Origin of the sequence: Clostridium moutaii, assembly GCF_041205085.1 — a bacterium.
Lineage (GTDB): Bacteria > Bacillota > Clostridia > Clostridiales > Clostridiaceae > Clostridium_B > Clostridium_B moutaii.
The window spans coordinates 25,488-40,623 of the sequence record NZ_JBGEWD010000023.1 but is presented as its reverse complement, the minus strand read 5'-3'; the positions used below and the strand labels follow the sequence as shown (position 1 = coordinate 40,623).

General features: G+C 31.9%; 12 protein-coding genes. 2 read left to right on the top strand and 10 right to left on the bottom strand.

The genetic code is table 11. The features are described from left to right. Positions 1-1,166: 1,166 nt before the first annotated feature. Positions 1,167-2,117, bottom strand: a complete 951-nt coding sequence (gene pfkA, locus AB8U03_RS16380) for a 6-phosphofructokinase (RefSeq protein ID WP_369705627.1) — start codon at positions 2,115-2,117, stop codon at positions 1,167-1,169. Positions 2,118-2,556: 439 nt separating this feature from the next. On the opposite strand from pfkA, the gene AB8U03_RS16375 reads away from it, so the two are divergent. Further along, positions 2,557-4,185 carry a PucR family transcriptional regulator gene (locus AB8U03_RS16375; RefSeq protein WP_369705626.1) on the top strand — a complete coding sequence of 543 codons (1,629 nt, stop codon included), beginning with the start codon at positions 2,557-2,559 and terminating at the stop codon, positions 4,183-4,185. A 131-nt stretch (positions 4,186-4,316) separates the two neighbouring features. Here AB8U03_RS16375 and AB8U03_RS16370 read toward each other — a convergent pair whose 3' ends face one another. From AB8U03_RS16370 to AB8U03_RS16360, 3 genes are all read right to left on the bottom strand, one after another. After that, complete coding sequence (locus tag AB8U03_RS16370; protein ID WP_369705625.1) at positions 4,317-5,027, bottom strand: MIP/aquaporin family protein; 711 nt, start codon at positions 5,025-5,027, stop codon at positions 4,317-4,319. A gap of 191 nt (positions 5,028-5,218) precedes the next feature. Then, complete coding sequence (locus tag AB8U03_RS16365) at positions 5,219-6,394, bottom strand: iron-containing alcohol dehydrogenase (RefSeq protein WP_369705624.1); 1,176 nt, start codon at positions 6,392-6,394, stop codon at positions 5,219-5,221. A 28-nt stretch (positions 6,395-6,422) separates the two neighbouring features. After that, a complete protein-coding gene (locus AB8U03_RS16360; protein ID WP_369705623.1) occupies positions 6,423-7,856 on the bottom strand; it encodes an aldehyde dehydrogenase family protein in 1,434 nt (477 codons plus the stop codon). A gap of 656 nt (positions 7,857-8,512) precedes the next feature. On the opposite strand from AB8U03_RS16360, the gene AB8U03_RS16355 reads away from it, so the two are divergent. Beyond that, entirely contained in the window at positions 8,513-8,560 is a 48-nt protein-coding gene (locus AB8U03_RS16355) for a hypothetical protein (protein WP_369705631.1), read from the top strand. A 581-nt stretch (positions 8,561-9,141) separates the two neighbouring features. Here AB8U03_RS16355 and AB8U03_RS16350 read toward each other — a convergent pair. From AB8U03_RS16350 to AB8U03_RS16325, 6 genes are all read right to left on the bottom strand, one after another. Continuing rightward, positions 9,142-10,470 carry an MFS transporter gene (locus tag AB8U03_RS16350; protein ID WP_369705622.1) on the bottom strand — a complete coding sequence of 443 codons (1,329 nt, stop codon included), beginning with the start codon at positions 10,468-10,470 and terminating at the stop codon, positions 9,142-9,144. A 139-nt stretch (positions 10,471-10,609) separates the two neighbouring features. Beyond that, positions 10,610-10,783, bottom strand: a complete 174-nt coding sequence (locus AB8U03_RS16345; RefSeq protein WP_369705621.1) for an NAD(P)-dependent oxidoreductase — start codon at positions 10,781-10,783, stop codon at positions 10,610-10,612. Between the two features lie 207 nt (positions 10,784-10,990). Further along, entirely contained in the window at positions 10,991-12,025 is a 1,035-nt protein-coding gene (locus AB8U03_RS16340) for a zinc-dependent alcohol dehydrogenase (RefSeq protein ID WP_369705620.1), read from the bottom strand. Then, positions 12,006-13,010: a transketolase family protein gene (locus AB8U03_RS16335; RefSeq protein ID WP_369705619.1), complete on the bottom strand. Its 1,005-nt coding sequence runs from the start codon at positions 13,008-13,010 to the stop codon at positions 12,006-12,008. Before AB8U03_RS16335 ends, AB8U03_RS16340 begins: the two co-directional genes overlap by 20 nt. 14 nt (positions 13,011-13,024) lie before the next feature. Continuing rightward, positions 13,025-13,873 (bottom strand): transketolase, encoded by an 849-nt coding sequence (locus tag AB8U03_RS16330; RefSeq protein WP_369705618.1) that lies wholly within the window; start codon positions 13,871-13,873, stop codon positions 13,025-13,027. A gap of 38 nt (positions 13,874-13,911) precedes the next feature. Next, positions 13,912-15,042, bottom strand: a complete 1,131-nt coding sequence (locus tag AB8U03_RS16325) for a 4-hydroxybutyrate dehydrogenase (RefSeq protein WP_369705617.1) — start codon at positions 15,040-15,042, stop codon at positions 13,912-13,914. Positions 15,043-15,136: the final 94 nt, after the last annotated feature.

Here is a 15,136-nt window from a genome sequence, read left to right as displayed (position 1 = left end):
AAGGTTCTTAACTATACAAGAATTTACAATTTCATTTAACCTTTTAATATTTTTTTATTTGTGAAAGTTCATTGTAAAATACAGCTAAAAATCCTACAGCAATATCTTCTCCCTTTAACTCCTGTGGATTGGTCATAATTGACCTAATATCCTCTTTTGCAATTCTATTTGCTTTAAGTCTTCAAAAGTACCTTTGCAATGTCCCTTAAAAATATTCAAAACTGTTTATCTTGATGTGATGATAAAATCAGCTCAATATAAAAAGTCAAAAGCTATTAATAATATACAAAAGAAACATTGCAAAAAAATAAAACATTCATGACTTGACATGAACAAATGATTTTCTTTTTTATAATATATGTTTGAAGTAACAACTGATATTGACTATAGAATTATCACATTAGACATGCTATATATTAGTACAATCAAATAAGCTGCCTGTGGACTACTGGTAGGTATCACTCACCCCTTTNAACAACTGATATTGACTATAGAATTATCACATTAGACATGCTATATATTAGTACAATCAAATAAGCTGCCTGTGGACTACTGGTAGGTATCACTCACCCCTTTTTGAAGGGAGGTGATACAATGAGTAATGACATCTTAATGTTACTTTTTGAAGGAGAATTATTCCTCATTTCACTGCTAACATTCATAGTATTACTTATTAAGACAATAAAAAAATAGTAACCCCCGCTGCAAATGGATGGTTACTATTTTTTATTATAAATTAATAACAACACCAGTTGCCTGAGCAACTAGATTGTACACTACAGGATGTTCTCAGCATCTATTTTTATTTTCCCTTTTCTTTATTTATATTATAACACATTTTACAATTTAAAATCATATATTTTATAAAATTTTTCATCCATATTAAATTCAAGCAAGTCTCTTTAACCCTCTCATATCAACTCATACCACAAAAACCTCCGTCATTTATGGTATGGTTCTCCATAACAGTTATAACGTAGACTTTTTTCTTTAATCATTTAATAATAATTCAGATTTAAATATTATTACAGCATTTCCAGAAACTTTAACTTCAACAGGCAAAATCCCAACACCTGTTTTATGATAAACTCTTGAAGTATCGAGTCCATCTTCAACAGCATGGGCATAATGAGCAGCAATAGTAGCATGCCACAGATAATAGAACCCTATAAAAGCATATTAAGTAGCTCATATTCCCTGTCTTTATTGGTATTTATATTATTTACATCATTAAAGCCTACATCTATTATTTTATTGTTTCTAATTCCAACAACCCTTCCTGTACAATTTTCTATTAACAACTCCACAGCTTTAATACCCATTTTGCTTGCCAATATTCTGTCAAAAGCAGATGGGTTTCCTCCTCTTTGTATAAACCCCAAGACTGTATTTCTTATACTTATATTTAACTTTCTCTCAATATATTCTTGAAGCTCCCTTATATCATATATCCTTTCAGTTATTATTATCAAGTTATCACTTTTCCCCTTACTTATATTTTTGCTTAATTTATCACATATAGTATCAAAATCCAGCTTTCTCTCGGAAGTAGATATTATATCTCCTCCTCCTGCTAAAGCAGAATACAAAGCTAAATCCCCGCAATACCTTCCCATAACTTCTACAATAGTAGTCTTTTCATGGGAAGCATCCGTATCTTTTATCTTACCTATACATTCCAATACCGTATTTAATGTTGTATCAAATCCTATACAATAATCTGTATAGGCTAAATCATTATCTATAGTTCCTGGTAGGCCTATAACTTTTATTCCTAATTTACTAAGTTTCTCTGCTCCTTTAAATGAACCATCTCCTCCAACTACAACTACACTGCCTATACCAAATTTATTTAATGTATCTACTGCCTTTCTTCTTCCTTTCTCTCCCATAAATTCTGAACACCTTGCCGTTTTGAGTATGGTTCCCCCTTTTTCTGAAATGTTATCTACAATTGAATTGTCCAATTTTATCAATTCTTCATCTATCAATCCTTTATAACCATATTTTATACCCAAAACTTCAATATTATTATAACTTGCGGATTTTACTACTGCCCTTATAGCAGCATTCATTCCAGGTGCATCTCCCCCGCTTGTTAAAATTCCAATTTTCATATGCTTCACCTACTTTGTATAAATTTTAATATATAAAAGAAATGAACTGCCAACAGGCACTTCATTTCTTTAGTTTTATTTAGAATATTCAACTTCTAAGTTATATATTAGTGAAATTAATATTAATGTAGAATATTTTTTAATACATAGCTCTTTACCCTGCTCATTTCCTCTAGAGTATATCGAACTCCTTCTCTACATATATTATTGTAGAATTTTTAAATATATTTTCATATAACCATTTTTACAATTTTTCTTAATAACCATTATGCACCTGTACAATTAAATTTGGCACTTTATTAATTGGATATTATTGTTTTATAAACTTGACAAAAATATTTAATGACTCCATAATTTAATTAATAAATTTATAATAAATAATTATGTAAGTTATCATAACAAATTTTATACTATCCAAATTACTTGGGAGGTAATTATTTTGCAAATTATTTTAAATGAAGCTTTAAAACTGCATCCACTTAATAAATCGAAAATAATTGCAGGTGTAAAGGGTTTAAATCGCCCAATAGATCAATTTGGAGTACTTGAAACTCCTGATTCCTTTCATTTTGTAAAGAGCAATGAATTTCTTATGACTACAGGATATTTATTTAAAGACAATACTGAACTTCAATATAAAATCATAAAAGAATTATACAATAGAGGTGTCTGTGCTTTAGGAATTAAAATAAACAGATATATAAAAGAATTTTCACCAGAGGTCATAGATTTCTGCAATACTTACAATTTTCCTTTAATATATATTCCCAATGAATACGGTTGGTATGATTTTTTTTCTCCTCTGCTCTATTTAATGCATATAATACAATTAGATACAAATAAAGATATCTTAAATAAAATGACTACATTATCCGATTTTATATTAAATAGCAATAGTTTTGATGAAATCGCCAAACATATATACAAAATATTTAATATTCCCTGTTATATACATATAAATTACAATGATATATCCGCTAGCTACCCTCCAAAATCTTCCATATCGAAAATACAAATAACAAAGTTAATTGAAAAATTTCAAAATACAGAAAATACTTTCGCAATAAAAGATATCAAAAGAATTGTTTTCGAAGACAAATCAATTTTATTTTCCGATATAAAGCATAAAACGAGCTGTTATGGCTATATAATTCTTTATGAAAAAAATGGTGAGCTTAACTTTGAAAATATATCTTTGTTTCAATATGTCTTGACTTGCGTTCAATCCTATGTAAATAGATTTTTAAACTCTAATAGAAAATTTAGTGCAAAGCAAAACAAATTTTTACTGCAATTAGTTAATAATAAAATTATAGACAAAATTGCTTTGTTATGTGAGTCAAATGAGTTGAATATAGATTTATATAATGACTATATAGTAGCTGTGTCTAAAGACTCGCCTATATCTCAATATGAGGATTTAGACAAAATTTACACATTTATTGAAAATAATATAAATCTCAAATATAAGGTATTAAGTGCCTTTGAGTTTAATGGAAACTATATTGTATTTAGTCCTGTAAATAGAGATATTTCCTCTATCCAAAATTATAAAAACACGAAATTGAAAATTATAAAAATACAAAAAGAATTTAAAAGTTTTTTTCATATAAATGATTTTAGTTTTGGAATAGGTACATATTATCCTTCAATAGACGGTATTAGGACAAGCTATAATGAAGCCATAAGAGCATTTGAGTCCTATAAAAAATTTTTTAATAAAGACTTCATTATAAATTTTAAAGACCTTGGAATTTATTCTATATTGAGTAATCCTGCTGTCAATAAGGATATTCAGAACTTTGCCAATAAATATATAAAACCTATAATAGCTTTTGATAAAAAAAATAATTCTGAACTGCTTATAACTTTAAAATATTTTTTTGAATATCACAGAAGTTTTCGAAGTTGTGCAAAAGAAATGCACCTCCATCACAATACAATAAGGTATAGACTAAAAAAAATAGAAGAGCTATGCCATGTGGATACAGCTTCAGAAAACGATTTACTAGAATTAGAAATTTCATTGAAACTGTTACCATTTATAAATAAATCTATTGACAACTAAGTAATTATAACTAGACTTGTATATTAAAATTTCGATTTGATTAAATAGTCATAAAAATAAGTATAGATTTTCAAAACTATACTTACTTTCAATGTTTGCTTATTTTTTAATATTATTATTTAACGCCACATTTAAAATATGACTGCAAACATTCCTGCAGCTGCTATACCACCACACACTGGTGCAATAACTGGAATCCAGGAATATGCCCAATCAGAGCCATTTTTTCCATTTATAGGAAGCAATGCATGTGCAATTCTTGGAGATAAATCTCTGGCAGGGTTTATTGCAAATCCTGTAGTTCCCCCTAAGCCTGTACCTATTACTAAAATTATAAATGCTACAAATACTGTTCCAACTCCATCTGCAGTCTTTGCAGCACCCACACCCAAAATTGTAAATACCAATATAAATGTAGCCATAAATTCTGAAATAAAATTCATAGTATAATTTCTTATTGCAGGAGTTGTACAGAAAATTGAAAGTATGACCTCTGATGGTATGTCTTTACTTTCAGCCCAGTGTGGCAGATAATGAATCCACACAAGAACTGCCCCTATAAATCCTCCAAGCATTTGGCTAACTACATAGCCCGGTACTTCCGCCCACGGAAATTTACCTATTGCAGCAAATGCTATTGTAAGCGCAGGATTGAAATGTGCACCACTTATACCTCCAAATATTAATGCGGGAACTCCAACTGCAAGACTCCATCCAATCATACAAAAAAGTGAACCTGCATTTTGGCTTTTACTTTTATTCAATGTAATATTAGCACAAACTCCATCACCTAGAAATATAAGAATTGCTGTTCCTATAAATTCAGCTAAATAATGGGACATAAAATTCCCTCCTTTCACTTATATCCAGTATAAATTCTCTATGGGATTTCTATATTTTTTATATAATACTATTTTAAATGAAGCACCTTAATATTTACGTTTTTATTAAGATGCTTCACAGTAACATTACTAAATTTAGTATTCTATCTTGACTTTATAAAATTTTACCTGATGCAACTGTCATTTCAATATTACAGCGCTAATTTAAGTATTTCTACTATATCTTCTTTATACAACTTTTTAAATGATCCCAAAGGACCATTCACAGTAGCTTTTACTGCCATTTCTTCAAAATACTTATCATCAATGTTTAATTCCGTTAACGACGTTGGGAGGTTAACTTCTTTATAGAAATTTTTAGTTCTGTTAATTCCCTCTAGCGCTATTTTTTCTAAAGATCCATATTCAAGGTCTACATCCCATACTCTTACAGCATATTGTACAAATCTATTTACATCTTCCTTATAAACATATTTCATCCATGCAGGAATAATTGCTGTTAATCCTGCTGCATGTGTAATATCATATATAGCGCTTATCTCATGTTCAATAAAATGAGATCCCCAATCTGGTGTTCTTCCACTATCTGTATATCCATTGTGAGAAAATGAAGCTGCAAGCATTATTTCCGAACGAGCATCTATATCCTTAGGATTTTCCATAACTATTCTGCCATTATATATCATTGATTTAAGTAAAGCTTCACATAATCTGTCAGTGAAGTCATTTTTCCATCCCGGTGAAAAATATTTTTCCATTGTATGAGACATTATATCTACAAAACCACAAGCAGTTAAAAACGGCGGTATCCCAACTGTTAGTTCGGGATTTAGCATGGCAAATCTAGGTCTTAATTCCAAACTGTCAATAGATAATTTTTGCTTTGTATCACTTTTACTAATAACTGCTCCTGTACTTGTCTCACTTCCAGATGCCGGCATGGTAGTAATAACTCCGATAGGCAGAGCTTCTTCTACTATACCTGCTTTACCTGTAAAATAATCCCATACATCTCCATCATAAGGAACACCTGCTGCAATTCCCTTAGCTGTATCAATTATGCTGCCCCCTCCTATTCCCAATATGAAATCTACATTATTCTTTTTGGATATTTCAATGCCTTCATGTATTTTACTTAAATCTGGATTTGGCTTAATCCCCTTAAGCTCCAGCACTTTCAGATCAGCTTCTGCCAACGATTTCATAACTCTGTCATAAAGACCAAGCTTTTCAATTAGACCATCTCCATAGTGGATTAAAAGAACCCTTTTACTTTTGCTAATATTATTTATCCTCTTACCTACAGTAGATTCAACACCCTTACCAAAAATAATCGAAGTTCTGTTAGAAAATTCAAAACTCTTCACACTTATCTCCTCCTTATTATTTAAATTTCTATTTAAGAATATTTTTTAATACATAGCTCTTTACTTTGCTCATTTCCTCTAGAGTATATTGAACTCCTTCTCTTCCTATACCGGTCATTTTGGTACCGCCAAAAGCCATATCTATATGTCTATAGTTTCCCGTTCCATTTATTACAACATTTCCGACTTCAATTTTTGCAGCCATATTGATAGCTGTTTTAATATCATTGGTTACAATTCCACACTGAAGCCCATATATTGGAGCATTTGCTATTTCAACAGCCTCTTTTTCAGTATCAAATCCAATTATAGGAATTACCGGTCCAAATATCTCCATATCATTAGCTACATCCATATCCAGTGTTACATCAACCAACACAGTAGGTTCAAAAAAGGCTTTGTTTCTGGTACCTCCATATACACACTTTGCCCCCTGATCTATAGTATGCTTAACTTGCTTTTCAACATCTATGGCAGCTTTTTCGCTTATCAAGCATCCTATATCCGTACTGTGGTCAGCTGGATTACCCCTTTTTATTTTTTCAAGTCTTTCTATAAGTTTCTTTATAAACTCATCTTTAACCTTATTATTGACAACTATTCTCTTTGTGGCACAACAAGTTTGTCCAGTATTTGATATCCTTCCAAGCATGGCTTCCTCTACTGCAAAATCTATATCTGCATCATCCATTACTATCATAGCATCGTTTCCGCCAAGTTCCAAAAATACATGATGGAGATATTTTGCTGATTTCTCAGCTACTTCAATACCAACTTCTGTACTTCCTGTTAAGCTAACAGCATCTACATTAGGATTTTCAATAAGATGATTTCCCACTACAGGACCTCTTCCTGTTATTACTTGCACCACATTCTTAGGTATTCCCGCTTTTAATAGAAGTTCAACAAGCCTTATAACTGTTAATGGATTATCTGTTGCTGGTTTTACAATAACTGAATTGCCCATTACAAGAGCCGGTGCTACCTTATGACAGAATAATTCCACAGGATAATTAAAAGGTATTATACAAACAATTACGCCTAAAGGTTCTCTTCTTGTAAATATTATGTCCTTGCCACATTCCGACTGACAATCCGGCATCACTTCACCACATAAGTGATTGGCTCTTTCAATAAAACCTGTAAATATCTTTGCAGCCGTACCTAATTCCCCTTCACATTCTTTTATTATTTTGCCGGTTTCACTGCTTTCCAATTTGGACAATTCTAGTTTGTTTTCTTTTAGAAGTTCAACATACTTTTTAAGTATTGAGGAGCGTTCATATAAAGGTATCTGAGCCCAGACTTTTCTCCCTGTTTGGGCCACTTGTATAGCTTTTTGTATATCTTCCTGCGTCGCACTTGGTACAGTATCTATGACTTCCTGTGTCGCAGGATTTAAAACCTGTATTCCTTTTTTATCACTGGAATCAACCTTTTCTCCATTAATAATCATCTTCATAATACAATCCTCCAATTTTCATTTAAATTTTAAACATCTAAATAACTTGTCTCCAATTCAATTAAAACCTTTTCAGAAATTTTAAAATGTGCCCCTTAAACTCTACATATATTATTGTAGAATTTCTAAATACATTTTCATATAACCATTTTTACAATTTTTTTTAATCTATATTATACATTTATACAATTGAATTTGGTATTTCATTAATTGGATATCATTGTTTTATAAACTTGACAAAAATATTTAAGTTATTTAGGAAGTGATATTTTGCAAACTATTTTAAATGAAGCTTTAAAAACTACATCCACTTAATAAATCAAAAGTATTTGCAGGTGTAAAGGGCTTAAATCGTCCAATAGATCAATAGGCACATATTATATTTTCATAGGCAGTATTAGGACAAGCTACAGTGAAGCAATAAGAGCATTTGACTCCTATAAAAAACTTTTTAATGACAACTTTATTATAAATTTTAACGTTCTTGAAATTTACTCTATATTGAGTAATCCTGATATCAATAAGGATATTAAGAACTTTGCCAATAAATATATAGGACCTATAATGGCTTTTGATAAAAAAATAATTCTGAACTGCTTATAACTTTAAAATATTTCTTTGAATGCCATAGAAGTTTTTGAAGTTGTACAAAAGTAATGCACCTCCATCACAATACAATAAGATATAGACTAAAAAAGATATAAGAACTATACCATGTGGATACAGCTTCAGGAAACGATTTATTAGAATTGGAATTTTCACTGAAACTGCTGCCGTTTATAAACAGAAGCTTAGCACGTAAAAATATTTTAAGGCGTTAGACTGTTGATTAATAATAATCTGTGTTCACAACCTATTGATCTGCCAACCTACCAGTTCCTTAATCAAATATAATAAAATACTATTCCAGTAAAAATAAAATTTTTACTGGAATTTTCATAATAAACTTCTGTAATATAATTGAGCTTTTTTACTTCTAAAAATGCTATAAACTTTCATACTAATTTTTTCAAAATCTTCATTTATATCCTCTACCCCACATGATTCCTTCTAAATATGGATCTGCCGGTTTTTCAAGACATGCTCTTTTTATAGCCTTTGTTGCCATGAACAAACGAGGAAAGAAAAATCCTGCTGCCAATTTAAAAAATCCAAAGATGATTCTCTATGCCCTGTAAGCATTAAAAATATTTCCTTGTTGTTATATTTAATTTTTTAATATACTCATATCTATTATAATTTCGTATTCCATCAGCAATACCATTTCCCCGAAGATTGTGAATGCTTAATGAAGTTTCATAGGCTCTAATTTTGGCATGATCAAATAAGCAAATGCCCCAATGAGAGAAATGATACCAGATACAATAAATGGCACTGCATAAGAATTGCTGATGCTGAGCAGCACACCAATCAGAATCGGGCAAACAATTCCTGACATATTACCTGCTGCACTTTGTACACCACCTATGGTACCAATCATATTACTGTTTGGTGCAACATCAGCAGGAAGCGTCCATACAACAGATCCCGCTCCGGTCGCTGCTCCATTGGCTATGCAAAGGATGGTCACAGTGAACCAAATATTGTGAGAGATGGCAGCTAGCCCAATCACACAACTCAACAATAGACCCAATATCAAAGGTACTTTTCTTGATGCCGTTGTTGAATATCCTTTTTTATAAAGTTGATCACAGATAATTGCTCCAATCCACCCACCAATCATAGCAGCAATTCCCGGTAAAATACCAATAAAACCAAACGTAATAAGTTTGAGATGATACGTATTGATCATGTAAGTAGGAAACCATGTGAAGAAAAAATAGGAGACAAAATTAACCGAAAAGAATCCTATCATCATACACCACATTGTTTTTTGCTTAAATAATTTTGCTACCGCATATTTGGGAAGTTCTTTTAAAACATCTTCTTTTACTTCCTCCTGATCGGACTCAATGAGTTTCAATTCCTCATCAGTGATACTATAGTGATCCCTTGGTGTCTTGTAGTATTTTAACCATACAAATCCCCAAATTGCTGCAATACAACCAACAACTACAAACGATAGACGCCATCCAATGCTAGTAATTAGAATAGCAAGAAGTGGGGTAGCAACAGTCCCACCAAATTTTGATGCATTATTAAATGTACCGCTGGCAAAACTACGTTCCTTCTTTGGAAACCATTCTTTAATAGCTTTAGTTCCAGAAGTATAAAGAGGCGCTTCTGCAACACCAAGAACAAGTCGAAGTCCAAAAAATGACAAGAAACCTCTAGAAAGTGCATTTACAGCTGTTGATAATCCCCAGATAACTGAAGCACAACCTTGTGTTAATCTCGGTCCAACCTTGTCACCTATATATCCTAACGGTATTAGGAAAATAACGTATGACCAGAAAAAACCAGAGAGAATAACACCTGTTGCAGCAGGCGACATATGAATATCTTTTTCAATATACGGCAATGCGACACTTAATGCTGATCTATCCAGATAGCTGAACGCCACACCTAATGACAAAACACCTAGCATAACCCATCTGCGGCCAGCTTTTCTACGCACATTACCTGGTTTATTTGCGGTATTTTTGTTATTTACAATATCCTGTTTATTTTGCATTATTATTCACCCTCCATTATAAAAATTCATAGGATAAGATAATACCATATTTAGCATTACTAAAATTAAATAGCTTAATTTAACACATAACCCTGTATTAATTTTGTTATAAGCTTTCTATAAAACGTTTACAATAAGATCAGGCAGTTTTAAACAGTGAGTCAGATTTCAAGAATTTCACTGAAAATACATCAAAAGCATCTCCTAAAATAATTTTTTCTTTTAATGCTCTATATAAATCTTCTTCTACTACAATTTCCCAATGTAAAGCATTGATTAAATAAGAGATGTTCTTCATCAATTTAATTCTCATAATCAATTAGGTTATTGGTGTTCTCTATAAATGAAATATGAATCGTAATAAAATCATTTTGTTTTAGCACTTTCAGCTTAGCTTCTATTAACGATTTCACATTTTTTAAACTTATCTTCTCCTTTATAATATAAAATAATATATAAAATCCAATAGGAGCTGAACAGCTATTTTGTTCAGCCGCCTATCAAACTATATATGCAGTATTTATTTGCTAACTTTCAGCAAAACTTTAAAGTGGTCTTTGTCTTTTATGGAAAATTCCAAAGCCTTTTTGACATCCTCTATATCAAATTCATTAGTTACAAGTCTCTTTAATTTGTCATTGAACACATTATTCTTAATGGCATCTACTGCAGCTGCAAAATTTATTTGTGAATGTATTCTTACCCCTCTCATTTCCAGTTCTTTTAAAGTTACAGCTCCTGTATCCACAATGTAACTTTTAGTTGGGATCCCTATCATCATTATAGTTCCACCTATTTTAGCAGCTTTAGTCATCAAGTCAGCTCCAGCCTGAACCCCTGAAACTTCGTAAACTACATCAAATCCCATATTATGAGTTACACCTTTAATTTTTTCATCTATATTACCTTTCAAAGGATTAATCACATCAAATCCCATATCCATATCTTCAGCAAATTTAACACGTTTTTCATTTATTTCGCTTATAACAACTTTAGAAGCCCCATTGAGCTTTGCAACCATAGCTATTAAGATGCCTATAGGGCCTCCTCCTATTATTAATGCTGTCTGCCCTACCAATAGGTTACTTCTTCTAACATCATGCATAGCTACTGCTAGAGGTTCTACCAATGCCACAATTTTAGGATCAATAGTCTCTGGTACTGAATAAACCTTTTTTAAAGGTACTTTTATATATTCTGCAAAGCATCCATTACTATGAACGCCAAATATATTTAAATCCACGCACACATTATCTCTTCCTTGAATACATAATTCACATTTGCCACAGCCAGTTAAAGGCTGTGCTGCAACCCTTTGTCCTATTTTAAAATTTATAGGTTTATCTGTATTGACTTCAGCCAATCTTCCTACAAATTCATGGCCCGGAATGAGAGGTGGTTTGGCTTGCTTGTGATGTCCTGCAAATATATGGACATCCGTACCACATATTCCGGCATATTCAACCTTTATCAGTGCCTCATCATATCCCAATTGTGGTTTTGGCACCTCCTTTATTATTATATTATTAAATTCTTCAATAACTGCTGCTTTCATAATTAACCTCCATATTTGTATTTTTTCTCTTTAAAACTTTCTCTACCTTGTCAACTACATTGGAACAATTCAGGCCATATTTATCCTTTAAATAATCTATTGAACCAACTTCTCCATAGCAATCCGGCATTCCTATCCTCTCCATAGGCACAGGAGTATTTTCCGTTAAAACTTCTGCCACTGCTGATCCAAGTCCATTCAATATATTATGATTTTCTGCTGTTATAATGGCTCCAGTTTCCCTAGCACTTTTTATGATTGCTTCTTTATCAACAGGTTTTATGGTAAACATATTAAGTACCCTAATAGATATGCCTTTATTTTCCAAAATTTTTGCCGCCTTTATAGCTTCAGCTACCAGAAGTCCTGATGCTATAACTGTGGCATCATTTCCCTTAACTACTTCCACAGCTTTTCCTATTTCAAAAGTTGATCCCTCTTCATATATTTTTGTGGAAATTTTTCTTACAAGTCTTATATAGTACATTCCATATTTATCCTTGACTTGTTTTAATATGTCTTTTAACATGGTAACATCTGTAGGCTCCATAACTGTCATACCTGGAATTCCCCTCATTATACCCAAATCCTCGTAGGTTTGATGTGTACCTCCATTGTAGGCTGCTGTAACTCCAGGGTCACTTCCCACTATTCTTATATTTGCTTTTTGATATGCTCCTGATATGGCAACTTGGTCGCAGGCCCTTCTTGAAGCAAAAACTCCGAAAGTATGCGCAAAAGGTATTTTTCCTGTTAAAGACAGACCACTGGCCAATCCTATCATATTTGCCTCAGCTATGCCTACATCAAAAGTCCTTTCTGGATACTCTTTAGCAAAAGGTTTCATACCCATAGATGACATTAAATCTGCATCTAAAGCTACAACTCTTTCATCTTTTTTCGCTAGTTCCATGAGGGTTTCAGCATAAGCATCTCTCATAGCTTTTGAATCAACAACATTTTTCTCTGCCAGTATAACGCCCATAATTTTCACCATCCTTAATTAATCATTAAAGTATTTAACTTCTTTTCCAGTATTTCGACAGCTTCATTTCCCTGTTCCATAGATACATTTATGTGATGGTTATTTAAAGTGTTCTCAGCGAAACTACATCCTTCACCTTTTCTTGTATTTAATACTATCATCGAAGGTCTTTCTTTTTGTGCCTTGGCTTTTCGGACAGCCTCCTCTATTTCTTCTACTTTTGAGCCATCTATATTTAGTGAGTACCAGCCAAAGTCTTCAAACTTCTTACATATATCTCCCAAATCATCTATATCTTTCGTATATCCATCTATTTGTTGCTTATTGTAATCTATAAATGCAATCAAATTGTTTACTTTTTTTTGTGCTGCATATAATGCTGCCTCCCATACTTGTCCCTCTTCACACTCTCCATCACCCAATATTACATAAATATAGTTATCCTTTTTATCCAACTTGTGCCCCAGTGCAATTCCTGCTGCTATAGACAATCCCTGTCCTAAAGAGCCTGTAGTTACATCAATTCCCGGAGTTTTTGTCCTGTCACAATGGCTTGGAAGACTTGTTCCATTTTGATTCAATGTTTTAAGCTCTTCTACCGGGAAAAATCCTCTCAAAGCTAATGTAGAATATACCGCTGGACCTGCATGTCCCTTAGAGCATACAAACCAATCCCTTTTTTCCCATTTAGGATTTTTAGGATCAATTTTCATAACATCACCGTACAAAACTGCCAATACATCACATATGGACATAGCTCCCCCAATATGTCCAAAACCTCTTGTGGCTATTTGTCTTATAGTTTCTATCCTAATTTTTGTTGCAAAAATATTTAATTTTTTTACCTTATCTTTATCCAACACTTATCTTCACCTCTTAATTTTTATAATTTTCTATTCTATTAGAATAAATTTTCATATACAGAAGATATAATCTTTTTATTAAAAGGAACATAATTGTTTTTAAGCAGCCTCTGCTGAGTTTTAATTACCAGTTCTGAGAAATCATCTATTTCACTTTTCTGCATACCATATTCACTGAGCTTTTTCTTATATAAAAAATCCCCTAATGTTTTATCTATACTATCGTATATGATTTCTGGATCATCTCTGACATTCAATATTTCCGCAATATAAGTATTCAGTTCTTTTATTTTTCCTTTGCTGTTCATCTTATAATAAGTTCTTAAAACCTCTGTTAAGAACTGATAGTTGGCTTCTCCATGAGCCACATGGTATTTCCCACTTAAAGGATATGATATGGCATGTACAGCACCTACTCCTGTATTGCTAAAAGCTATTCCTGCATAATTACTGGCTACAGCAAAGTTATCCATAATTTCATTTCTGTAGTCCTTACCCTTCGCAGCCATTTTTAAATATCCCTTTAATATGATCTTCATTGCCTTTAAACTGTATAATTCCGTATAAGCATTGGATTTTGGTGCCAAATAGGATTCTATGGAATGGATTAAAGCATCAATAGAACTTGTCATAAATGGATTGAATGGCAAAGTTTTTAAAAATTCTGTTATTAATACCGCATCATCAGCATAAAGTTCTTCGCTGGCTAATCCAAACTTTGTATTTTTCTTAATAAAACCTACTATGGAAATATTAGTAACTTCGCTTCCTGTTCCACAAGTAGTTGGAATAATAACCAACTTTTTATTTTTATCAAAAGGAATTTTTTTTGTAAAAAGACTATATAAATCTATATCTCCAGATACATCTGAATAAGTCATCAATTTGGCTATGTCTATTACAGTACCCCCTCCAACAGCTATAATTCTTTTATAGTTAAATTTCTCAGCTTCCTGAAATATACTTTTTACCATCTGGTCTGTTGGTTCTCCAAGACCATATTTATCCTGAAATATATAGTTGCACTTCAAATTCAACGGTTTAAATATCGGCTCATATAGAAAACTTAAAGTTAATACAAGATCCCCTTCACCTACATTAAATTCTTCTGCAAATTCTTTAAATTTTTCAAAGCTGTGAATTGTAGGCTGACATTTGAACAATAACATAGACATCTTCTCCCTTATTTTGTTTTCAAATCATATTATCTCTTTACATAAAAATTATATTACCTGTGAAATACGTTTACATCAGACAATAATA

Bases quoted from the DNA above. Each gene is read 5' to 3' on its own strand.
- AB8U03_RS16360 (WP_369705623.1), bottom strand. From the start codon at position 7,856: ATGAAGATGATTATTAATGGAGAAAAGGTTGATTCCAGTGATAAAAAA.
- AB8U03_RS16325 (WP_369705617.1), bottom strand. From the start codon at position 15,042: ATGTTATTGTTCAAATGTCAGCCTACAATTCACAGCTTTGAAAAATTT.
- AB8U03_RS16345 (WP_369705621.1), bottom strand. From the start codon at position 10,783: ATGAGAATTAAATTGATGAAGAACATCTCTTATTTAATCAATGCTTTA.
- pfkA (WP_369705627.1), bottom strand. From the start codon at position 2,117: ATGAAAATTGGAATTTTAACAAGCGGGGGAGATGCACCTGGAATGAAT.
- AB8U03_RS16335 (WP_369705619.1), bottom strand. From the start codon at position 13,010: ATGGGCGTTATACTGGCAGAGAAAAATGTTGTTGATTCAAAAGCTATG.
- AB8U03_RS16370 (WP_369705625.1), bottom strand. From the start codon at position 5,027: ATGTCCCATTATTTAGCTGAATTTATAGGAACAGCAATTCTTATATTT.
- AB8U03_RS16350 (WP_369705622.1), bottom strand. From the start codon at position 10,470: ATGCAAAATAAACAGGATATTGTAAATAACAAAAATACCGCAAATAAA.
- AB8U03_RS16340 (WP_369705620.1), bottom strand. From the start codon at position 12,025: ATGAAAGCAGCAGTTATTGAAGAATTTAATAATATAATAATAAAGGAG.